The organism is Thermanaerothrix solaris (assembly GCF_032334255.1).
Taxonomy (GTDB): Bacteria; Chloroflexota; Anaerolineae; order Anaerolineales; family Anaerolineaceae; genus Thermanaerothrix; species Thermanaerothrix solaris.
Map to the genome: position 1 here is coordinate 611,030 of NZ_JAUHMF010000002.1, position 21,763 is coordinate 632,792.

Below are 21,763 nucleotides of genomic sequence, written 5' to 3' on the forward strand. Positions count from 1 at the left end.
ATAATATTAGCAGAGCCCTAATCATTTCCCCAGGAGAAGGCAGCCATGTCACAAAAATCCGGCCTTACGAAGCGCCGCCCCTTCCAGCCTACCCCGCTGAAGCGGCGCAGTCCCGTTCCACCTGATTTTGAAATCGCTCAGGAAGCCGATCTTAAACCCATCACTCAGGTGGCCGAGGAGTTGGGGTTACTCCCCGAGGAGATTGAACTCTACGGCCCCTACAAGGCCAAGGTGCGTCTGGAGGTGCTCGAACGACTCAAGGATGTCCCGAATGGCAAGTACATTGATGTGACCGCAATCACGCCGACCCCTCTGGGCGAGGGCAAGACCACCACAACAGTGGGCTTGAGCCAGGCCCTGGGGGCGCACCTGGGCTATAGTGTGGTCACCTGCTTACGTCAGCCTAGTCAGGGGCCAACCTTTGGGATCAAAGGTGGGGCTGCCGGTGGTGGCTACAGCCAGGTCATTCCTATGGAAGATTTCAACCTGCATCTGACTGGCGATATCCACGCCATCACGGCTGCCAACAACTTGCTGGCAGCGGCTATTGATGCCCGTATGTTGCACGAAGCCAGCGCCACCGACGAGCAACTTTTTGAACGTCTTTTCCCCAAAGATAAGAACGGCAAGCGCCACTTCGCCCGCAATATGTGGAATCGGCTGCGCAAGTTAGGCATTGATAAAACCGATCCGGATGAGATGACTCCTGAAGAGCGTAGCCGTTTTGTACGCCTGGATATTGACCCCGATTCGATCACCTGGCGGCGGGTCATTGATACCAGTGATCGTTTTCTGCGGGCAATTACCATTGGCCAGGGCCCCGAAGAGAAGGGCATGGAGCGCAAAACCGGCTTCGATATTACCGTGGCCAGCGAATTAATGGCGATCCTGGCTCTCACCACGGATCTGGCCGATATGCGCCGCCGCATTGGGCGCGTAGTGATCGGTACTAACCGCCGGGGTGAGCCAATTGACGCCGACGATTTAGGCGTTGCCGGCGCGATGACCGTTCTGATGAAAGACGCCATCAAACCGACCTTGATGCAAACGCTGGAAGGCACACCGGTCTTTGTCCATGCTGGACCGTTTGCCAACATCGCCCACGGTAACAGCAGCATCATCGCTGATATGATTGCGCTCAAATTGGCCGACTACGTGGTAACCGAATCCGGCTTCGGTTCCGACATGGGTATGGAGAAATTCTTCGATATCAAGTGCCGCTATTCCGGCCTGGTGCCGAATGCGGTGGTGATGGTCGCCACAGTGCGGGCGCTCAAGATGCATGGCGGTGGACCTAAGGTGGTGGCTGGCAAACCGCTGGATCACGCCTACACCGAAGAGAATCTGGATTTGCTCCGCGCCGGTCTGGGCAACCTGCTGGCACACATTGGCATCGCGCGCAAATTCGGCGTGCCAGTGGTGGTGGCGATCAATGCTTTCGCCACCGACACCCCGGCGGAGTTGGAACTCATTCGTAAGGTGGCAGTGGAAGAAGGTGGTGCCGAAGCCGCGGTGGTGTGCCGCCATTGGGAACTCGGCGGCGAAGGTGCTGTGGAACTGGCCGAGGCCGTGGTCAAGGCAGCAGAGAAACCCTCCCAGTTCCGCTTCCTCTATCCACTGGATATACCGATCAAGGAAAAGATTGAAATCATTGCCCGTGAGGTTTATGGTGCTGATGGTGTGGATTACCTGCCCGAGGCCGAGGCCAAGATCGAAGAGTACACGCGGCTGGGCTTTGACAAGTTGCCTATCTGCATGGCCAAGACCCACCTCAGCCTGAGCCATGACCCCAACCTCAAGGGTGTGCCCAAAGGCTTTCGCATCCCGGTGCGCGATATTCGCGCGTCGGTGGGGGCGGGTTTCCTCTACCCCCTGCTGGGCACGATCAGCACCATGCCTGGCTTGCCCACTCGCCCCGCTTTTTACGATATTGACCTTGATTTTGAGACCGGGCGCGTGGTGGGGTTGTTCTAGAACCCTTGGTGTTGAAGCAACGAACTGGCGCCTGCTCCACCCGGAGCAGGCGCTTTGATCTTCGCCGGGTGCACATTCAGCAGGCATTGACGATAACCCTTGGGAAGGGTATGATTCTGCCCTGCCTGAATTTTGAAATCATCTTTTTAAGGAGAGATCATGGCGAAGGCGATTAAAATCGGCGAGCAATGGGTGGGGGAGGGTTATCCAACCTACATCGTAGCCGAAATTGGGATCAACCATAACGGCGACATTGAGATTGCCAAGCGTCTGATGAATGCGGCCTATCGGGCCGGGGTGGACGCGGTGAAATTTCAGAAGCGCACCCCTGAATTGTGTGTTCCACCCGACCAACAAAATGTCATGCGGGAAACCCCCTGGGGGTATATCACCTACCTGGATTACCGCCGCAAGATGGAATTTGGTGAGGCCGAGTACCGCGAAATTGACGCCCACGCCCGTGAATTGGGCATTACCTGGTTCGCCTCGGTCTGGGACGAACCTTCGGTGGACTTTTTGGAAGCTTTCGACCCGGTGGCGTATAAAATCCCTTCCGCCGCACTCACCGACCACAACCTGCTCCGCAAGGTGCGCTCGACTGGACGCCCGATCATCCTCTCGACTGGTATGTCCACCTTTGAGCAAATCCGTGAGGCCGTGAAACTGCTGGATCCTGACAATCTGCTAATCTGCCATACCACCAGCACGTATCCCTGCCCGCCCGAAGAACTCAATTTACGCATGATCCAAACTCTAAAACGAGAATATCCCGATATTCCCATTGGCTACTCCGGCCATGAGGTGGGTTTGATCCCTTCGGTGGTGGCCGTTGCTCTCGGTGCATGCCTGATCGAACGCCACATCACGCTGGATCGAGCGATGTGGGGGAGTGATCAGGCGGCTTCGGTTGAGCCCGGTGGCTTTGAGCGCCTGGTGAAGTATATCCGAGTGACCGAGCAAGCCCTGGGGGATGGGGTAAAGCGCGTTTACGAAAGCGAGTTGCCCTCTCTGCGGAAACTGCGTCGGTTTGGAGTCTGAAGCGTGCCACCTTCCCCGTTGTCCCTCGCGCGCTTACACAATAGCATAAGGCACCGAGCGCGTCGCTGGCAGAATAATCTTCACCTCCGCTGGCTGGGGCGGCAAGTGGCCGCCCACGCCCCGGTGGACGCCCGCACACCGCCGGTTATCCTCTTTAATGCCTCCACGCGCTTGGTCGGGTTGAGCCTGAACGCGGCCTTCTCACTACTGACCGCCTGGGCCTTGCATCTCTCCGGGACGCCCGTAGTGCATTTTGTTTGCCATCAGGGGCTACGACCATGTGTGTTAGGGACGGATCGTGATGATCCTACCCGTCTCCCGCCGTGTGCCTCTTGCTTAGCCCAGTCGCGGGCAGTGTATGCGCATGCCCAGGTCGCTCCTTTTATCTATCAGGAAGAGCCAAAACTGGGAGCGGCTCTGCAAGGATTGACCCTGAACGCGTTGATGGATTTGGTTTATGAAGGGATGCCGTTAGGGGCGCTGGTGCTACCGGCAATGCGCTGGATTTTACGGCGCCACACCCTGATGGATGATGAACCGACGCGTTATCTGTATCGCCAATATATCCTTTCGGCATGGAGCGTGGGAAAGCAGTTCGCTGCCCTTGTGGAGCAGGTGCAGCCGCTGGCGGTTGTGGTCTTTAACGGTCAGTTTTACCCCGAGGCAACGGCGCGTTGGGTGGCGCAGCAGCGGGGCATTCGCGTTATCACCCATGAAGTAGGATTGCGCCCGTTCTCGGCCTTCTTTACGGAAGGGGAAGCCACTGCTTATCCGATCCAGATTCCAACGGAGTTTACCCTCACGGCGGAGCAAGAAGCGCGCCTGGATGCCTATCTCTCGCAGCGCTTTCAGGGGCAGTTTACCATGGCGGGTATTCGCTTTTGGCCGGAGATGCGCGGCTTGGATGAAACCTGGCAGCAGCGTTTGAGTGCTTTCCGTCAAGTGGTGCCGGTCTTCACCAACGTCATTTTTGATACCAGCCAACCGCATGCCAACACCCTGTTCCCAGATATGTTTGCCTGGCTGAACGCCCTTTTAGATCTGATACGCGCCCACCCGGAAACCCTATTTGTCATCCGCGCCCATCCGGATGAGTTGCGCCCGGGCAAAGAAAGTCGTGAGACGGTGGCGGCGTGGGTGGAGCAACACGGGGTGAAAAATCTGCCCAATGTGGTTTTTGTCGGACCACGCGAGTATCTCAGTTCGTATGAACTCATTCAGCGCTCCAAGTTCGTGATGGTCTATAACTCGTCTATCGGTCTAGAAGCCTCGATTATGGGCGTGCCGGTGCTGTGTGCGGGGCGTGCCCGTTACACGCAGTACCCCACGGTGTTCTTCCCTCCCAACGCTGGAGAATATCTGCGCCAGGCGGAGGCTTTTTTGAACGCAGAACGCATCGAAGTCCCTCCCGAATTCGTTCGGGAGGCGCGGCGGTTCTTATATTATCAACTTTTCGTGGCTTCATTGCCATTTGAGGATTATCTCGAAGAGGATGGCATTTGGCCAGGGTTCGTGCGTTTGAAGCCGTTTGATTGGCAGGCGCTGTTACCTCAAGCATCGCCGACCTTACGCGTTATTGTCGAAGGTATTACCCGCGGCAATCCTTTTGTCTTAGAACCAGCAGAGGGTGCGCTTGCACATTCACTACCCCTTATGTCTGAGGGATAACCATGCCGGTTTGTTCGGTGGTGATTCGGGCGTATAACGAGGCGCAACATATCGGTCGTCTCTTGGAGGGTATCCGTCATCAGACTCTGCGCGACGTTGAGGTGATACTGGTAGATTCGGGGTCAACCGACGCAACTGTAGCCATTGCGAAGCGCTACGGGGTAAAAATTACCCACATCCAACCCCAGGAATTCACCTTTGGGCGCTCGCTAAATTATGGCATTCGTGAGGCCACAGCGCCTTTTATCGTGATGGCCAGTGCACATGTCTATCCGGTCTACCCGGATTGGTTGGAGCGTTTACTGGAACCGTTTGAGGACGCTCAAGTGGCGCTGACCTATGGTAAGCAGCGTGGGCATGCGGTGACCAAGTTTTCGGAACACCAGATTTTTCGCCGTTGGTATCCGGATCAATCTATTCCGCGCCAGCCGCATCCATTTTGTAACAACGCCAATGCAGCCATCCGGCGTGCCTTATGGGAACAGCACCCTTATGACGAGTCGCTACCGGCACTGGAAGACCTGGCCTGGGCGCGCTGGGCACAAGCGCAGGGCTATGCCATCAGTTATGTGGCCGAAGCCGAGGTGATTCACGTTCACCGCGAGACCTGGCGTGGAATTTATAACCGCTACCGACGAGAAGGGATGGCGTTCAAGCAGATTTATCCTCACGAGCGTTTTGGTTTACGGGATCTGGTACGCCTGTGGGTAAGCAACGTGTGGAATGACTGGCAGGTAGCACGCCGAGAGGGGGTGTGGCGGCGCGAGTGGTGGAATGTCATGCGCTTCCGCTGGGCGCAGTTCTGGGGGACGTATCAGGGTTACCGCCAGAGCGGGCCGTTAACCTGGGCGTTGCGTCAGACGTTTTATTACCCGCAATCAACACCACCTGTGGTCAGCGGTCGGGAAGAGCGGCAGCGCGATGTTGCGCCAATCCCCTACCACGAGGTAGAGGATTGGGAGGTATAAGAAGGGCATTGGGGCTGGTGCTAGGGCTTATAATACAGAAAGAACGGGCTAGCGTGTAATGCCAGATCACTTGAATCTACTATCTTCAGGGAAAGGAGTCAGCCATGAAAGGGAGTCCTAAGGTTATTGATGTACTCAATCACCTCCTGGCGGATGAATTGACCGCCATCAACCAGTACATGGTGCATTCAGAAATGTGCGCCAACTGGGGATATGAGAAACTGCATGAAGCCATCGAAAAGCGCGCCATCACCGAGATGCACCATGCCGAGAAACTGATCGCACGGATTATTTTCCTGGAAGGCAAACCGATTGTGAGCCAGTTAAACCCTCTTCACATTGGCGAGGAGGTTGAAGTCCAACTAAAAGGGGATCTGCAAGCTGAATACGACGCCATAAAAGCCTATAATGCCGCCATCCGGCTGGCAGTTGAGGAAGCCGATCACGGCACACGCGCTCTACTGGAAAGCATTTTGCAAGACGAAGAAGACCATGCTGACTGGATCGAGGCTCAATTGGATCAGATCAGCCACATGGGGTTGCAAAACTATCTGGTTGAACAGACCGACTGATCTGCGTTGGGTTTAGAGGTAAAGCCTGAATGCCAAAACCTCTTATCGGTATCACATTAGGGCGCAAGTTCAAGGACGATGAGGGTTTATTCGCGATCAGCGAGACCTATATTACCGCCGTGGAACGGGCGGGGGGCATTGGGGTATTGCTTCCCGCCCTCCGCGACGATGAAGCGGTACATCGGGTGTTTCAACGCTTGGATGGTTTGCTGCTTACCGGAGGTGCGGATGTAGATCCTGCCCTCTTTGGTGGACAACCTCACCCCAGCGTCTATGGTGTGGATGCCTGCCGTGATGCTACCGAGATCGCCCTGGTGCGTATGGCAGTGGAAAACGGGTGGCCCTTCTTGGGGATTTGCCGTGGGATTCAGGTGATCAACGTGGCGCTAGGGGGTACACTTTATACCGACCTGCCCGATCAATTGGGCCCTCAGGTGGCGCACCGCTCCGAGGAAGTCGGACATCCTGTGCGGATTGATCCCTCCAGTCGGCTGGCCAGTGTGGTAAATACCGTTGAACTTCGGGTCAATTCCTATCATCACCAAGGGATTGAGCGCTTGGCGCCGGGTTTAAAGGCGGTCGGGTGGGCGCCGGATGGACTGATTGAAGCGGTGGAAGTGCCCGGACATCCCTTTGGGTTGGGGGTGCAATGGCATCCGGAACGGCGTCTGGATTCCCCACCGCACCTGGCATTATTTGAAGCCTTGATACAGGCAGCGCAAGGTGGATACAACGGCTGAAGCAGTAGCTATTGGGATCTTTGATTCGGGCGTGGGCGGTCTTTCGGTTTTGCGAGCGATCCGCGCGCTATTACCTCAACATCCTGTCATCTACCTGGCGGATCAGGCGCATGTCCCGTATGGTCCGCGGTCTCTGGAAGAAGTGCGTGGGTTTGCCGAAGGAATTACCCGATTTCTGCTCCGCCATGGGGCGCGGGTAATTGTGGTGGCGTGCAACACGGCCTCAGCAGCCGCGTTATACCATTTACGCACGATGTACCCCGACGTGCCGTTTGTGGGGATGGAACCGGCGGTCAAGCCCGCAGCAGAACAGACGCAGACCGGGCGCGTGGGCGTGCTGGCTACCCCGGCGACCTTTCAGGGTGCATTGTATGCCTCGGTGGTGGAACGCTTTGCCAGCCATGTACGCCTGTATCAAGATACCTGCCCGGGTCTGGTGGAAGCCATTGAAGCCGGCGATTTAAATGGCGAGACCCCGCGCCAGATCCTGGAACGGGCACTCCGGCCCATGCTGGCAGAGGGCATTGATACCGTGGTATTGGGGTGCACCCATTATCCTTTTGTGATCCCCTTGATTCAAGAAATTACGGGGGCAGAGGTGCGGGTGATTGATCCAGCCCCAGCAGTGGCCCGCCAAACCCAGCGCGTATTGGACCAACGAGGCTGGTTGACGCCATTGGGCCGTGCGGGCAAGGTGCGGTTTTTCACCAGTGGCGAGGTGGAACGGCTTCGGATGCAGGTGCAGCGGCTGTTGGGTGAACGTGAAGTGACGGTCGAAAAAGTGGTTTGGAGCGGGGGAGAGGTTAGGTTGATGTCATCAGTTACTATTTCAACCTCTTAAACTTGAGGCTGCACGGTTGGATGCCCTCAAGCGCAGTTAAGCCATGGGCAAAAGCACCCCTGGTCGCCTGAGGTCGGTTAAAATAAGACCAAGGAGGCTGAACTTATCCTATGCCACGGACGGAAATTGACTTAGATCCGGTAACGCACATCACCGCCGATGCTATTGGTAAGCCCGGCCAGCGCGTTTTCTACCTCCAGGCCTGGCAGGGGGCGCAGTCGGTGACCTTGCTCATCGAAAAGGTGCAGTTGCAAACTTTGGCCCTGGGCGTGACGCAGTTCTTAGAGGAACTGGGCCGGCGCTATCCCGGTTTGCCACCAGCGTCACCGCTTTACCAGGAAGTGGCCATGCACATTCAGCCACCGGTGGATCCGCTCTTCCGCGTGGGTGAGATGGGGTTGGCTTATGACCCCGATCGTGACTTAGTCTGCCTGGTAGCCTATGAACTGGTCGCTGATGAAGGCGGAGAAGAGGAAACTTCAGTGGTGCGCTTTTGGTGCACGCGTTCTCAGTTATTGGCGCTTGCGGCGTGGGGTTTAGAGGTGGTTAATCGTGGGCGACCGATTTGTCCCCAGTGCGGGGAGCCGATGGATCCCGAGGGCCATTTTTGCCCCCGTCGTAATGGGCACAAACATTGATCCTGAGGGTGTGAACTGAGCCGGTAAGCGAATGGGTGGCACAAGTGACGAGACGCGGATCATCCAGGCGTTGGAGCATGGGGAGATCACGCTACGAGGGGAGATGCTGTTCGGCTCCAATGATACGTTTTTGGTACAGGTGCATTATCAGGATGAGGACATTCCAGCGGTTTACAAGCCTACCCGGGGCGAACAACCCTTGTGGGATTTTCCCCCTGGCACTTTAGCCCTGCGTGAAGTGGCGGCCTATGTGGTAAGCCAGGCGCTGGGTTGGGAGTTGGTGCCGCCCACGATTTATCGGCGCAAAGGGCCATTGGGCAAAGGCTCGCTGCAATTTTTCATTGCCCACGACCCGGAGTATCACTACTTCACCTTTACCCCTGAGGATCGTCAGCGTTTGCGCCCGGTGGCGCTGTTCGATATCCTGGTCAACAATGCCGATCGCAAGGGAGGACATATTCTGTTTGACCATGATCATCATTTGTGGTTGATAGATCATGGGATTTGTTTTCACGTAGAAGATAAATTGCGCACGGTCGTGTGGGATTTCGCCGGGGAGCCCATTCCACCGCCGTATGCGGACGACATTGAGCGTTTTGTTAGCGCTTTGGAAAGACGTTCTGCGCCGTGGGTTGCAACGCTGGAGGCCCTCTTAAGCACCGCCGAAATCCAAGCCCTCTTACGGCGGGCACAGCGCTTGCTTCGTGGGGGTTGTTTCCCTCGCCCTCCGACCGGGCGGCGATACTACCCCTGGCCACCGGTTTAGGTTTGACATTCTGGGGGTTTATGGTACAACATGCATGATATTCACGATGATCACAGACAAGCGGAGGAATGAGCGATGACGCGACAGGTAACCCTGGCCATGGTCGGTTTTGGGAATGTGGGGAGGGCTTTTGCTCGCTTGCTTTTACGCAAACAGCCGGAACTGCTCAAGCAGTTTGGCTGGCAGGTGATCGTGACCGGGATTGTGACCGGGCGACACGGCGCAGCCATCAATCCCGGCGGGATCAACCTTAATCATGCGCTGGAATTGAGCGAACGCGGTCAATCTCTAAATGTTCTTTCAGCCCAGCCAGTACCCCAAAACACGCTGGACTTTCTATACGCGAGTTCGGCGGAAGTGATGATTGAAACTTCGCCCGTTAATCACCTCACCGGCCAGCCGGCAATAGACCACATTAAGGCAGCGTTGCAAAAAGGCATGCACGCCATTACCGCGAACAAAGGCCCGGTTGTTCATGCCTATAAAGAGTTAACCGAAATGGCTACCAGCCGCGGTAAGCGCTTTCTCTTTGAAGCGGCTGTCATGGATGGAGCGCCGATTTTCTCGCTCTTCCGCGGCCCATTACCGGCGGTGAACCTGCAGGGCTTTCGGGGTATCCTTAATTCCACCACCAACTTCATCTTGGGCGAGATGGAGCAGGGACGCACATTTGAAGAGGCGGTACGCCAGGCGCAGGCGATTGGCATTGCCGAGACCGATCCCAGCGCCGATATTGACGGTTGGGATGCGGCGATCAAGGTTGCGGCGCTGGTGACGGTGCTAATGGGCATTCCGCTCAAACCCCAAGAGGTGGAACGGCAGGGGATTCGAGAGTTGACCCGGGAGCAAGTAGCCGAAGCGCGCGCAGCGGGTGAGCGCTGGAAACTGGTGTGCACGGCACGCCGCCAGGGTGATCTGTTGTTGGAAGCGCGGGTGCGTCCAGAGCGGGTCTCCGCCGATTCGGCGCTGTACGCCATCAGTGGTACCAGTTCCTACGTTGAGTTTCAGCTTGATGTCCTGCCCGGATTGGGGATTGTAGAGAGTGATCCTGGGCCGGAGACGACGGCTTACGGGTTATTGGCGGATTTGATCAACGCGCTACGAAATCAATAACTGGAGATGGGTGAAGCGTATTGGGTCGCTGGTGGGCTTGCAGTCGAAGGAGGGGTGATGTCGTCTTTGCTGGCCAGCGGCCTTAAGCCCCGCTGGGTCGAAGAGAGCCATATTCTGGCGGGGAGTGCTTTCTCTGACATGCCCGGTTTGACCTACACCTGGCCCCCTTTTTCTGCGCCCAGCGCCTTACGGTGGCTGCAGGACCGGGTAACAGGGCTGCGTTATCATGAACGGGAGTGGCTTTTATTGGCGGAGCCGGTGAATGAAGGGGTGGCCTGGAGTGTTTTGGCGAGTGCGGCAGGTGTGGGGCGTTACAACCGCTTGCCACAGGCGCGTCTGGAGCCCCTGATACCCTTTACACGGGAGATGATGTCATCTGACATGTGGAATGACTGGCTGAGCCAGCATGGCCTGGACGGCGAGGGCAGCGGTTCAGTGATGGGGTTAGATATGCCGGAGACATCTCCTTTCCCTTTGCCTGCTGGGTGGGCTTATACCGCCATCCCCTGGCCGAACCAGCCTTTGCCCGCTCTATTAAACGCATGGGCTGAACACATTACCCGCAGAGAGGTAGAAAAGGTTGTGTTGGTCAGCGAGGTACAATCCAATCTGATTGGCCTGGTTATCTCGCCGGTTTGAGGTGACCATGCGCACAGAGGCGAACCATGGAGCAGCCTGGGTAACCGTTTATCTGGCACTGGGCACGAACCTGGGTGACCGCTTGGCAAATTTGCGTCGGGCATTGGCGGCCCTGCCGCCGGAGGTCCAGCCGTTGCGGGCTTCTGCAGTGTATGAGACACCGCCTTGGGGCATCACCGAACAGCCGCGTTTTTTGAACATGGTGGTTGAAGCTCGCACGCGACTGGAACCTCTGCCTTTGTTACACTATCTCAAGACTCTGGAAAGCCAATTGGGGCGCCAACCCGGGGTGCGTTATGGACCGCGCTTGATTGACCTGGATATTTTGCTTTATGGAGACATGGTAATCAATTTACCGGAATTGACTGTGCCCCACCCGCGTATGGCAGAACGGGCGTTTGTGCTGGTGCCGCTGTGTGATCTCTATCCCCAAGGGCGCCATCCGTTACTTAATGAAACGTTTGAAGCGTTACGCGCGCGGGTGGATTGTCGGGAAATTGAAATATGGGCTGAGGCGGCTGCGGTATGGCCGCAGGTTGGATGAGACGAAGAGAACGGAGGTAAGGAATGACCCGAACAACACCTTTACCCCGCTGGGGCGAGCGCACGTATGTCATGGGTATTATTAACGTGACCCCGGATAGTTTCTCCGGGGATGGATTACTGAGTGAGGGGGAAGTGGTGGATCGGGCCCTGGCGCAAGCCGAACGCTTCGTTCGGGCTGGTGCGGATATTCTGGATATCGGGGGTGAGAGCACACGACCGGGGGCGGCACCGGTCAGCGGCGAAGAAGAGATGACGAGGGTCTTGCCAGTTATCGAGTCTTTGAGCAAGCAGGGCTGGGATGTTATCCTCTCGGTGGATACTTACAAGGCCGAGGTGGCCGAAGCTGCTTTGCGCCTGGGAGCGCATTGGGTCAACGATGTCTGGGGGTTACGCGCCGATGAGCGTATGGCTGAGGTGGTGGCACGATATGGGGCGGTGGTGATCCTGATGCACAATCGCAGTCAACCTCAGCACGCCGAACTGCGTGAGCGCCTGGGCGGGCGGTATGTGGGGATTGACTATGAGGATCTGATCGAAGATATCAAGCGCGAACTGCTTGCCAGTGTCGGGATAGCCCAAGCCGCCGGCGTGCCCCGCGAACATATTATTCTCGACCCGGGGATTGGGTTTGGGAAGACCGTGGAGCAAAACTTGGTTCTAATTCAACGCTTGGAGGCGTTTAAGGCGTTGGGCTATCCGATCCTTTTAGGACCTTCGCGCAAGTCCTTTATCGGTTATACGCTTAACTTGCCCCCGGACCAACGCCTGGAAGGCACCCTGGCAGCGGTAGTTATGGGGGTGGAACGGGGGGCAGATATTGTGCGCGTGCATGACGTTGAGGCCGTGGTGCGGGCGGTGCGCATGACTGAGGCCATTTTGCGGGCACGTTTGTCCTAGTATTCACTACAATAGATAGAGAAAAGGGGCAGCCCTTGTGACTGCCCCTGGTTTTGTTCAGGTTAGGGGTCTAGGGGTAGGTGTTGTTCCAAAACCAATTAAAGGCATAAAAGCCAGCGGGGCTATCCATGCGGATGGCGATGCGACTTTGACCCTTCAATTCCGCCGGGATAGTATAGGTGAATTCCAGCACGCCGCCTTTGCCCGAGTCACTGTTCCCGACAGCAATGCCACCAATACCCTTGGTGCCATACTTGCCCATGCGCACGGTGAAGGACTGGTTGGCGGGAAAGTTATGGGTGCGGATGGTGACTTTTTCATCCGCGACCACGCTCAGGATGGTGAAGGTAGGGATGCCGGTATACCCGCTTGAGGTGGGTTTGGGGGTGGGGGTAGGGCCAGGGGTGGCCGTGGGCCCTGGGGTGGCGGTTGCGGTAGCGGTGTTGTAGAACCAGTTGTAGGCGAAGTACCCACCGGGCTTACTGTCCATGCGGATGGAAATCTGGTGCAATCCTTTGAGCGCAGCGGGGATATTGAACGTAAGCGTTTGAGTGCCACCACTACCCGACGTGAACTGCCCGACCTCAATGCCCCCGATGGCGCGGGTGCCGATTTTGCCCATGCGTACGGTGAAGGTTTGGTTGGGGGGTAGATTGATCACTTTAATGGTGACCGATTCATCTGGCTTTACCGAGACGATATCAAAAGTAGGATAACCGGAATAGGCTTGCACCAAACCGGTTGGAAGTAATAGGGGAAGGGCAAGCGCAATGATAAGCATCAGGCTAAACCAGAGGCTAGACTGAGGAAAGCGCAGGCGGGATTGAGAAGAGAACAAGGATTTCATTTTTTACTCCTGGGCTTTTGGCCCTTGGTTGAAAGTCCCGGCCCTCCACCTGGTTGGGAGGGCCGGGTGAAAGGTCTAGCGCACAACACGCGGCGCCAGCCAGAAGGCCAGATCATCTTGGGAGTTCCCGTTATTGAGCACCTTAAGGATGAACTGTACCGACTTGCCGTCCAGACTGCTCAGGTCAATATCAAGGGACTCCCACTTTCCATCTGAGGTTTGGTTCCACGAGCCCAGATTTTGTTCGGTGCCACCATCGGCGATGTAATTCAACTGGAACATCACGTTGCAGTTCGGAGCGCCATCCAAGCAGCCAATAATGGCCTTAAAGCGGTCGCCTTTGGCGATCTTGAATACCGGGAATTTACCGCTGATGAAGCCGCCATCCCCAGAGGAGGGAACGGAAACGATCGCCGGTTCATCTTCTTGGCGGCCGCCTTCCAGTTTCGGTGCGTTGTTAATGGTGATCGAGCCGTTGGTGGTGTCAATTCCGCTCGAAGGGCAGGTTAGTACGCCAGTTGAGGTGCGCCATTCGGCAGTACAATAGTTCGCTGCCAGGTCGTATGCAACTTGAGAGGGTTGCGTCACCTTGATTTTGACCCAGAAGGGCTGATCGGCATTGCGTCCCAAGCCGAAGACCACCCCATCGGCGCTGCGTAGTTTCCAATTGCCGGTGTAATCGCCGGGATTGGTGGGAGCCTTCAGATTAACCGAGATATCCACGGTTTCGCCCGGGCGAACGGTGGTGTTCAACTTCTGAGAAGCGGGTCCATCCATGGCGTTGCCGTTGACGAACACCAGAGCATAATCGGCCGTCCAGGTACAGGAACCGATATTTTGCAGGCGCCAAGTCTTGGTGAAACTCTCGCCAGGGCGGAACTCCGTGCCGTCGGGCACGGTAACATCTTTGACGAACTTGGCCCAGTTACAGGGAATAGGCGTGGCGGTCGGCGTTGCCGGCGCCAGGGTCGGCAGAGCGGTTGGTGCAGTGGTGGGGGGCAAGGTTGTGGCCGTGGCCTCTTGGGGGGCCGGTGTAGCGGTGGGGATGGGGCTGGGGATGGCCGGTGTGACGGTTAATTGGGCGATCAGGGTCTGCAAAGCCATTTCGGTCAAGCGTGCTTCCACGGTTTGGGCGGCGTAGGTGGCGGCTTGGTTGCCGCTGGGACGCGGTCCCAGGGGGAAACACCCGGCGATGAGTAACGCCAGGATGAGCGTAATCATTGTGACCCAAGGGGATATTTTTCTCATACTTCTCCTCCTACCTTAAGAAATCAAATGGGATAAATCCAGGGCATCCATCCAAATAATGACGTCAAATCCCTCCGGAAAGTTCCTTAAAGGGGCAAAGACACATGTCAGGGGTAGGGAGTTATGACACGCGATACAACCCCGCTAAAATGATTATAGCAGGTTATGGATTTAGGGAAGATACTCAATTATCCCGTTAATGCCCGTTGTCTATTCAATGTAGAGGTATAGAAATCTTTATGTCGAAGATTAAAAAACGGCTCTTGTACGAGCCGTGATGAAAGGAGGTCAGGTTTTATTGGTCGGGGCGCTGGGATTTGAACCCAGGACCTCTTGCACCCCATGCAAGCGCGCTAGCCGGGCTGCGCCACGCCCCGAGACATGCGTTATTATAGTCGGGAAGAGCCGTTTTGGCAATCCTTTTCTTGACAAGAACCTCGCCCGCGCTTACAATCATCTCAGTTTGACAACCTCATAATACCTGCCGGGTGCCTGTCTCCCCGGATGGAGCGGCTTAAAGGCGAAACCGGTGCAAGTCCGGTGCTGTCCCGCAACTGTGAGGAGGGCTAAGGTCCTCTAAGCCAGGTCGCCCGCCCGGTAGGGGTTCGCCAACCTCTCGTGGAAAGGAGGTGGGAACCGATGCTCTGGCAGCCTTGGTTTCTCACCTCCCTGTCACCCCGACAGGGAGGTCGTGTTTTGAATGCCGGAGCCGCGGATGAAACGACGATGACGCGAATTTGAATCCATCTGACTGGCCTTTTGGCCATGTGAACTGGGCTTTGCTTCAAGCCCTGCGAGTTATTCTTTCACTTCAAAAGTTCCCTTTTTTGTGGAGTGACCAACAATGAAACCATTATCTCGTTTTCTGGCTCTGACTTTGTTCTTAATCCTGACGCTGACGGCCTGTGTTTCGGCCACACCTGCGGTAACGCCAACCATGACCGAAACACGGATAGTCCTGCCAACGGTAACGTCGGCACCTACGGTTGGTGCCACCTCCACCCCTGCCCAAATCTCCGCCACGGATGGCTTGGGGCGGGTGGTTATGCTGGCCGCCCCAGCGCAGCGCATCATCTCGCTGGCGCCTTCGAATACCGAGATTTTGTTTGCTTTGGGCGCTGCGGGTCAAGTGATCGCGCGTGATTCGTTTTCGGATTTTCCCCCTGAAGTTACCACGGTGCCCGATATTGGCTCCACTTGGGAGACGCTCAACCTAGAACAACTGGTGGCTCTCCAGCCAGACCTGGTGCTGGCCGCTGGGATTCAATCCCCTGAACAGGTCAAGGCGATGGAAGATGCTGGCTTGACAGTGTTCCTGGTACCCAACCCGGTCGTGCTGGAAGACCTATATGCCAATCTTGAGGCCGTCGGAAGGCTGATTGGGAGGGAGGCAGAGGCCACCGCCCTGATTGAGAGCCTTAAAGCACGGGTGGCGGCAGTGGATGCCAAGATTGCCACCATCAACCAGAAGCCGACGGTCTTTTATGAACTGGATGCATCTCAAGACCCGGCCAAACCCTGGACGGCTGGTCCCGGCTCGTTCCACGATGCGCTGATCGCCCGCGCCGGAGGCATGAATATCGCGGCTAAGCTCGATAGCGCTTGGGCGCAGATGAGCCTGGAGCAAATTGTGGCGGCGGACCCTGATATTATCCTGCTGGGGGATGCCAAATGGGGCATCACGCCGGAAAGTGTAGCCCAACGTCCCGGATGGGGCAGCCTGCGTGCAGTCAAAGAGGGGCGGGTCATCCCCTTTGATGACGACACCATCAGTCGCCCCGGCCCGCGCCTGGTGGATGCGCTGGAGAACCTGGCCAGAATCCTACACCCTGAAATCTTCAAATAAATCCTTTGGGCCCGATCCTGATGGTAAGATCAGGTTCGGGCCGCAACCTTGCCAATAATGAAAAAGACCTCTTCTTGGATCATCCTAATCCTGGCCCTGGGGGCGGCATTAGTGCTAAGCGTGCACATTGGCGCCGTGAGCATCCCGTTAGGGGAAATCTGGCGGGCATTGTTTGGCCAAGCGGCGAATTCCGCGCATCATACCATCTTATGGGAGATTCGCCTGCCGCGAACGGTGTTGATTGCATTAACCGGCGCCGCCCTGGGCGGAAGTGGTGCCGCTTATCAAGGGCTTTTCCGCAACCCTCTTGCCGATCCCTATCTGATCGGTGTGGCTTCGGGAGCCGGTTTTGGGGCGGTGCTTGCCATGAGTTTGCGCTGGCCCTACTCGTTTTGGGGGCTGATGGCGGTGCCGGCGGCGGCTTTTCTCGCCGCGATGATCACTGTGTTGGTGGTGATGGCCCTGGCGCGCAGTGGGCAGGCGCTGCCGACGGCAAATCTGATCCTGGCCGGGGTGGCAGTTTCGTCCTTCGCCTCGGCTTTGACCTCGTTTTTGATGTTACGCTCCACCGGCGAGTTGCGGCGGGCATTGGCCTGGTTACTGGGAGGTGCCGCCCTAGGGGGATGGCAGGCCGTGGGCGTTATGTTGCCATATCTTTTATTAGGATTAGGTGGGTTAATGATCAGTGGGCATGCGTTGAACGTCTTGCAGTTTGGGGATGAGCAGGCGCAGCAGTTGGGATTGAACGTGCCGCGTGTGCGCATGGTCATCTTGCTGGCAGCTGCTCTAAGCACTGCCGCCGCGGTCGCCTTTGCCGGGATCATCGGTTTTATTGGGCTCATTGTTCCCCATGTTATGCGTCTGCTTTTTGGCCCGGATTATCGGGCGTTGATCCCGCACAGTATCTTGGGTGGGGCAACGGCATTACTGCTGGCGGATGTGTTGGCGCGGGTGTTGCTTGCACCTCAGGAACTGCCGGTAGGGGTCATTACAGCCCTGGCGGGTGCGCCGTTCTTCCTTTGGCTCTTGCGACGTAGCAAAACCCAAGGGATAGGTTAAGATGACAAAGCGCCGTTTGTTCTGTGATGCGTTAGGGCAGAAGGTAGAGTTTCTCTACCCCCCACGGCGGGTGGTAAGTCTGGTTTCGGGATGGACGGAGGCGTTGTTTGCCATGGGGTGTGGTGAGCGGGTGGTTGGGGTTTCTGCCTACTGTGGGCGTTATGTGCCCAACTTGAACGTGCCGGTCGTGGGTGATTACCTGCATGTAGATGAATCTCTTTTGCACGAGTTACAGCCGGACCTCATTTTGCTGACCACGGGAGTGCAGCGCTCTTTGGCACAAAATCTTGTGCGCCAGGGATGGCCAGTGTTTGTACTACCGCTGCCAAACAGCATCTATGGCATATGGGAGAACGTGATTGTGCTGGGTGGCTTAATGGATACCGTGCAAGCAGCGCGCGCACTGGTGGCGCGCTGGCAGGCAGGTTGGATGGAGGTAGCCGTCCGTGCGCCGCAACCTCGTCCGCGGGTTTATGCCGAACTCTGGTTTGGACCACACCCGCGCACACCCGGTGCACTCACGTTCATCCATGATGCGATCGAAATTGCCGGAGGGCAGAATATTTTCGGAACCCGTGCGGCGGCTTATCTGCCGTTGGATCTAACTGCAGTGGTGGCGGCGCAGCCACAGGTGTGGGTGCTCTTTTCCGAACCGGATTTTCCGGTAGATGCAGAACCATTGAAACGCGAGCGCGGGTGGGATAAGATGCTTCCCGATTTACGGGTGATTGTTTCGACCGTACAGCGCGGGCAGAATCTGATTCATGATGGGCCTTCGCTGTTAGAGACCGCGGCTTGGCTGCAAGCGCGTCTGAGGGAGGTGGTAGCGTGAACCTAAACGTTAGGAAGATGACGTCGGCCTTGGTTGATCCAGAGGCAGCTGGTAAACTGTCGGTTGAGCATGTGACGGTCGTCTTACAAGGACGGCGTGTCTTGGAGGATATTTCGCTCAGTCTGGAACGCGGGCAGATTGTGGCGCTGATCGGCCCTAATGGCGCCGGTAAATCCACATTGATCCGGGCGATCAGCGGCGTGCTCACGCCCGATGATGGCAAAATCCACATCGGTGATGTTGATCTGGGGCAGGCTTCACCCTGGCAGCGGGCGCGCTACCTGGCGGTAGTGCCGCAGATCAGCCAATTGCCTACTGTCTTTACCGTTTGGCAGACGGTGCTATTAGGGCGCACGCCCTACCTGAATATCCTGGGACAGACATCACCCCAGGACGAAAGTATTGCCCGCCAAGCCCTAGCGCAGGTGGAAGCCACCCACTTATCTGAACGCCGTCTGGATGAACTCTCCGGCGGTGAGGTGCAACGGGTCCTGTTGGCGCGCGCGCTGGCGCAACAGACGCCGTTTCTGCTCTTGGATGAACCTACCACCCACTTGGATTGGCAGTATCAGGTGACCCTGCTGGCGCATCTGCGTCACTTGGCCGACAATGGCGCCACCTCATCGTTCCCACGGCGGGGGGTATTGATGGTACTGCATGATCTTAACCACGCCGTTCGTTATGCGGATCGGGTGGCGCTTTTGGTGGCAGGGCGTTTGTGGGCATGGGGCACGCCGCAAGAGGTGCTCCAGCCGGAGGTGCTGAGCCGGGCGTTTGGTGTCACTATTGTGATGACCGAGGCCGCACCGGATGGTTATCCTTTGTTCATTCCGCTCCCACCGGACGAGGATGGTATGACCACGGCCCCCGGGCTTGGGGCAGAGCAGTGGCTTTCCTCGGCATCCTCGCGGTCGTCGTACCCTGCTTAAAGCAGAGGGTAAAAGGTCTTTCAGACCCGATTGAAGGTGGCAAAATCCTGTATAATAGCCTCAACTGAAACCAATCAGGTGAAAGCCGATGGCCGCGCGGCGGGTATTGATTGTTGAGGATACACTGGAATTAGGGCGCATGTTACGCAGCGCCCTGTTGACCCTTGATCCAGCGTTGGAGATCCATGTAGTACCTTCGGCCGAGGAAGCCCTGCTGGATGTTTCCCGCCAGGGTGCTGACCTGATGATTGCCGACATTCGCTTGCCAGGGATGTCGGGCTTTGACCTGGTCAAGAAGTTGCACCAGCGCTTTCCTCAGACGCCCTGCATCTTAATCACGGCGCTTACTGAGGAAGGATTGGCGCAGCGCGCACAGGAAGTTGGCGCAGTGCGTTTTCTGCGTAAGCCCCTCAGTATGAATACCTTTCTGGATGCGGTGGCTGAGGTGCTGGGGATGCCTACTGCACCACCTCCGCCCGCTGATACTGCATCCAGTACGGGGGAGGAAACACCCCGGCTGGCAGCGCGCCTGGGGCGTCTACGTCAGACCTTGAACGCCCATGCGGTCTTTTTACTGGATGATCGAGGGCACATTGTCGCCCAGGCCGGTGAGTGGCTGCCGGCTTATTTTGAACACGAATGGATTCCACCCTTAATGGCGGCGCTCAGCGCTGGGATTAAAGTCTCGCGCCTGATTCGCCCTGGCCCGCCGCAAGGGGTTACAGCGTTAAAAGGTGCCGAGGTGGACCTGCTCTTTGCGCCAGTGGGGGTGTTTGCGTTGGTGTTGGTCGTTCCCGCGAATGAGAGTGTGGTGAGATTGCCGTTGGCGTTTGAAGCCGTGCTCCAAGCGGCGCAAGAAGTCGCGCGCATTTTGGATGAGATGGGGGTGGGCTACCTCACCGTCACTACGGCGCCGCCGCCTCCAGAACTGCCCTTGACACTGCCCCCCGGCGTGGACGCTGAAGTTGTGCCGGTCGAGGTGCTACCAGTAGAAGCCACCGAACTTCAACCCTTGGTAGAAAGCCTGGAACAACCGTCACTTCCTGCCGATCCGCAGGCGATTGATGCCTTTTGGGAAGCCGCCGTGAAAGACGAGGCGGTTTCTTTGCTTACCCCTGAAGCCCTCACCTATGAGGAAGCGCGCCGTTTAGGTTTAGCGCCCGATTCTGAAGCCGAGGAATCAACTGAGAATGACAATGAATGAATCGCCCTTACCTCTTGAGACTACGTCATCCCCTGCAACGTCATCGGCGGTAATTTCGCGTAAACCTTTACCCTGGTGGGGAGTTTTAGGCCTTGGTCTAGTTGTTTTTCTGCTGGGTTTAGCCGCGGGTTACGGCATTTGGGGTCGCCAGGTGGCCGATTTAAAAGCGCAACTGGTGGCACAGCAGACTGAAGCCGATGCCCCGCGCCAGGTGACGCGTTACGACGTGCCAGTGGATGATGATCCGGTGCTGGGTCCGGAAAATGCTCCCATCACGATCATTGAGTTCAGCGATTTTCAATGCCCGTATTGCCAGCGCTGGCATGTGCAGGTCTGGCCGAAAATCCAGGCCGCTTATGGTGACAAGGTGCGCCTGGTGTACCGTGATTTTCCGCTTTACAGCATTCATCCCGAAGCGGCCCCGGCGGCTGAGGCGGCTGATTGTGCCCACGAACAGGGTAAGTTCTGGGAGTTTCACGATTTGCTTTTTAGTGGTAGGCAAGAATTGGGGCGAGAGACGTATTTAGCATATGCCAAGCGCCTGAACCTGAACCTCGATCAGTTCACCACCTGTCTGGATGAACGGCGTTACCAGGCCGAGGTTGAGGGCGATTACACCTATGCCGCTGACCTGGGGATCAACTCCACCCCGACATTCTTTATCAACGGCATTGCCCTCATTGGCGCACAGCCGTTTGAGGTTTTCCAACAAGTCATTGATCTGGAACTGGCGGGGAAACTCAGCAAATGAAAAAATACATTATTGTGGCGGGTAACATCGGGGTGGGCAAATCTACCCTGGTGCGTTTGTTGTGCGAACGCCTGGGTTGGCAACCGTACTACGAACCTGAGGTGGAAAACCCCTATCTGGGGGACTTTTATCGCGATATGCAGGCCTGGGCGTTTCATTCGCAGGTCTTTTTCCTGGCGCACCGCCTGCGCATCCATCTTCAAATCCAGCGCAGTCCCAATTCGGCGGTGCAGGATCGCAGTTTATACGAGGACGCCGAGATCTTTGCCCAGGGCCTTTATCTGCAAGGTGCTCTAAGCGAACGGGATTATGCCACCTACCGCGCGCTTTACCAGGCCGCGTGCGATTGCCTGACCCCGCCGGATCTGATGATTTACTTGCGGGCCTCGACAGCGACACTCCAGCGGCGCATTGCTCAGCGTCGCCGTCCCTACGAGCGCGAAATTCCTTTGATGTATTTGGAACGACTCAATTCATTATATGAGGCGTGGGTGGCAGGGTTCACCCTATGTCCGGTCCTGACAGTGCCTGCCGACGACCTGGACTATGTCGCGCGCCCACGCCACTTTGAATTAGTCCTGCAAAAGGTGCAGGAAAAACTGACTGGTAAAGAAGAAGTCCGTTTTGACCCCGCAGAAGTGGCCTGA

The 21,763-nt window shown here is 56.8% G+C and carries 22 protein-coding genes, 1 tRNA gene and 1 riboswitch; of the genes, 20 read left to right on the forward strand and 3 right to left on the reverse strand.

Features of this window, described 5'->3' with window-relative positions; all coding sequences use genetic code 11:
• Positions 1-45 precede the first annotated feature (45 nt).
• The 13 genes from QYE77_RS11035 to folP all read left to right on the forward strand — a co-directional run bounded on the left by QYE77_RS11035 (position 46) and on the right by folP (position 12,400).
• Entirely contained in the window at positions 46-1,974 is a 1,929-nt protein-coding gene (locus QYE77_RS11035) for a formate--tetrahydrofolate ligase (RefSeq protein ID WP_315625458.1), read from the forward strand.
• 159 nt (positions 1,975-2,133) lie between these two features.
• Positions 2,134-3,012 carry an N-acetylneuraminate synthase family protein gene (locus QYE77_RS11040; RefSeq protein WP_315625459.1) on the forward strand — a complete coding sequence of 293 codons (879 nt, stop codon included), beginning with the start codon at positions 2,134-2,136 and terminating at the stop codon, positions 3,010-3,012.
• A 3-nt stretch (positions 3,013-3,015) separates the two neighbouring features.
• A complete protein-coding gene (locus QYE77_RS11045; protein WP_315625460.1) occupies positions 3,016-4,680 on the forward strand; it encodes a capsular polysaccharide export protein, LipB/KpsS family in 1,665 nt (554 codons plus the stop codon).
• Positions 4,681-4,682: 2 nt separating this feature from the next.
• A complete protein-coding gene (locus QYE77_RS11050) occupies positions 4,683-5,648 on the forward strand; it encodes a glycosyltransferase family 2 protein (protein ID WP_315625461.1) in 966 nt (321 codons plus the stop codon).
• 104 nt (positions 5,649-5,752) lie between these two features.
• Positions 5,753-6,220 carry a bacterioferritin gene (bfr, locus tag QYE77_RS11055; protein WP_315625462.1) on the forward strand — a complete coding sequence of 156 codons (468 nt, stop codon included), beginning with the start codon at positions 5,753-5,755 and terminating at the stop codon, positions 6,218-6,220.
• 29 nt (positions 6,221-6,249) lie between these two features.
• Positions 6,250-6,960 (forward strand): gamma-glutamyl-gamma-aminobutyrate hydrolase family protein, encoded by a 711-nt coding sequence (locus QYE77_RS11060; RefSeq protein ID WP_315625463.1) that lies wholly within the window; start codon positions 6,250-6,252, stop codon positions 6,958-6,960.
• Positions 6,944-7,801, forward strand: coding sequence for a glutamate racemase (gene murI, locus QYE77_RS11065; protein WP_315625464.1), 858 nt, complete (start codon positions 6,944-6,946; stop codon positions 7,799-7,801). The genes QYE77_RS11060 and murI overlap by 17 nt, the downstream gene beginning before the upstream one ends.
• Before the next feature lie 110 nt (positions 7,802-7,911).
• The gene (locus QYE77_RS11070; protein WP_315625465.1) at positions 7,912-8,439 is read left to right on the forward strand and encodes a DUF3090 domain-containing protein; all 528 of its coding nucleotides are present in this window, start codon (positions 7,912-7,914) and stop codon (positions 8,437-8,439) included.
• Positions 8,440-8,470: 31 nt separating this feature from the next.
• Entirely contained in the window at positions 8,471-9,205 is a 735-nt protein-coding gene (locus QYE77_RS11075; RefSeq protein ID WP_315625467.1) for an SCO1664 family protein, read from the forward strand.
• Between the two features lie 75 nt (positions 9,206-9,280).
• On the forward strand, positions 9,281-10,318 hold the full coding sequence (locus QYE77_RS11080; protein WP_315625468.1) for a homoserine dehydrogenase: 1,038 nt from the start codon (positions 9,281-9,283) through the stop codon (positions 10,316-10,318).
• Positions 10,319-10,375: 57 nt separating this feature from the next.
• Positions 10,376-10,957 carry a hypothetical protein gene (locus tag QYE77_RS11085; RefSeq protein ID WP_315625469.1) on the forward strand — a complete coding sequence of 194 codons (582 nt, stop codon included), beginning with the start codon at positions 10,376-10,378 and terminating at the stop codon, positions 10,955-10,957.
• A 7-nt stretch (positions 10,958-10,964) separates the two neighbouring features.
• Entirely contained in the window at positions 10,965-11,501 is a 537-nt protein-coding gene (gene folK / locus QYE77_RS11090; protein WP_315625470.1) for a 2-amino-4-hydroxy-6-hydroxymethyldihydropteridine diphosphokinase, read from the forward strand.
• Positions 11,502-11,524: 23 nt separating this feature from the next.
• Positions 11,525-12,400 carry a dihydropteroate synthase gene (gene folP, locus QYE77_RS11095; protein WP_315625471.1) on the forward strand — a complete coding sequence of 292 codons (876 nt, stop codon included), beginning with the start codon at positions 11,525-11,527 and terminating at the stop codon, positions 12,398-12,400.
• A 70-nt stretch (positions 12,401-12,470) separates the two neighbouring features.
• Here the strand turns inward: folP and QYE77_RS11100 are convergent, their stop codons facing one another.
• The 3 genes from QYE77_RS11100 to QYE77_RS11110 form a co-directional block, all read right to left on the reverse strand.
• Positions 12,471-13,247, reverse strand: a complete 777-nt coding sequence (locus QYE77_RS11100; RefSeq protein WP_315625472.1) for a hypothetical protein — start codon at positions 13,245-13,247, stop codon at positions 12,471-12,473.
• A 75-nt stretch (positions 13,248-13,322) separates the two neighbouring features.
• Positions 13,323-14,495, reverse strand: a complete 1,173-nt coding sequence (locus tag QYE77_RS11105) for an NBR1-Ig-like domain-containing protein (protein WP_315625473.1) — start codon at positions 14,493-14,495, stop codon at positions 13,323-13,325.
• A gap of 299 nt (positions 14,496-14,794) precedes the next feature.
• Positions 14,795-14,872, reverse strand: a tRNA-Pro gene (locus tag QYE77_RS11110).
• 92 nt (positions 14,873-14,964) lie between these two features.
• Positions 14,965-15,107: riboswitch (cobalamin riboswitch) on the forward strand.
• Positions 15,108-15,339: 232 nt separating this feature from the next.
• Here QYE77_RS11110 and QYE77_RS11115 point away from each other — a divergent pair.
• The 7 genes from QYE77_RS11115 to QYE77_RS11145 all read left to right on the forward strand — a co-directional run bounded on the left by QYE77_RS11115 (position 15,340) and on the right by QYE77_RS11145 (position 21,763).
• Positions 15,340-16,341 (forward strand): ABC transporter substrate-binding protein, encoded by a 1,002-nt coding sequence (locus tag QYE77_RS11115; protein ID WP_315625474.1) that lies wholly within the window; start codon positions 15,340-15,342, stop codon positions 16,339-16,341.
• Positions 16,342-16,398: 57 nt separating this feature from the next.
• Positions 16,399-17,400: a FecCD family ABC transporter permease gene (locus tag QYE77_RS11120; RefSeq protein WP_315625475.1), complete on the forward strand. Its 1,002-nt coding sequence runs from the start codon at positions 16,399-16,401 to the stop codon at positions 17,398-17,400.
• A gap of 1 nt (position 17,401) precedes the next feature.
• On the forward strand, positions 17,402-18,232 hold the full coding sequence (locus tag QYE77_RS11125) for an ABC transporter substrate-binding protein (protein WP_315625476.1): 831 nt from the start codon (positions 17,402-17,404) through the stop codon (positions 18,230-18,232).
• Positions 18,229-19,161 carry an ABC transporter ATP-binding protein gene (locus tag QYE77_RS11130; protein ID WP_315625477.1) on the forward strand — a complete coding sequence of 311 codons (933 nt, stop codon included), beginning with the start codon at positions 18,229-18,231 and terminating at the stop codon, positions 19,159-19,161. The genes QYE77_RS11125 and QYE77_RS11130 overlap by 4 nt, the downstream gene beginning before the upstream one ends.
• Positions 19,162-19,249: 88 nt before the next feature.
• On the forward strand, positions 19,250-20,365 hold the full coding sequence (locus QYE77_RS11135) for a response regulator (protein WP_315625478.1): 1,116 nt from the start codon (positions 19,250-19,252) through the stop codon (positions 20,363-20,365).
• On the forward strand, positions 20,358-21,116 hold the full coding sequence (locus QYE77_RS11140; RefSeq protein WP_315625479.1) for a DsbA family protein: 759 nt from the start codon (positions 20,358-20,360) through the stop codon (positions 21,114-21,116). The genes QYE77_RS11135 and QYE77_RS11140 overlap by 8 nt, the downstream gene beginning before the upstream one ends.
• On the forward strand, positions 21,113-21,763 hold the full coding sequence (locus tag QYE77_RS11145) for a deoxynucleoside kinase (protein WP_315625480.1): 651 nt from the start codon (positions 21,113-21,115) through the stop codon (positions 21,761-21,763). The genes QYE77_RS11140 and QYE77_RS11145 overlap by 4 nt, the downstream gene beginning before the upstream one ends.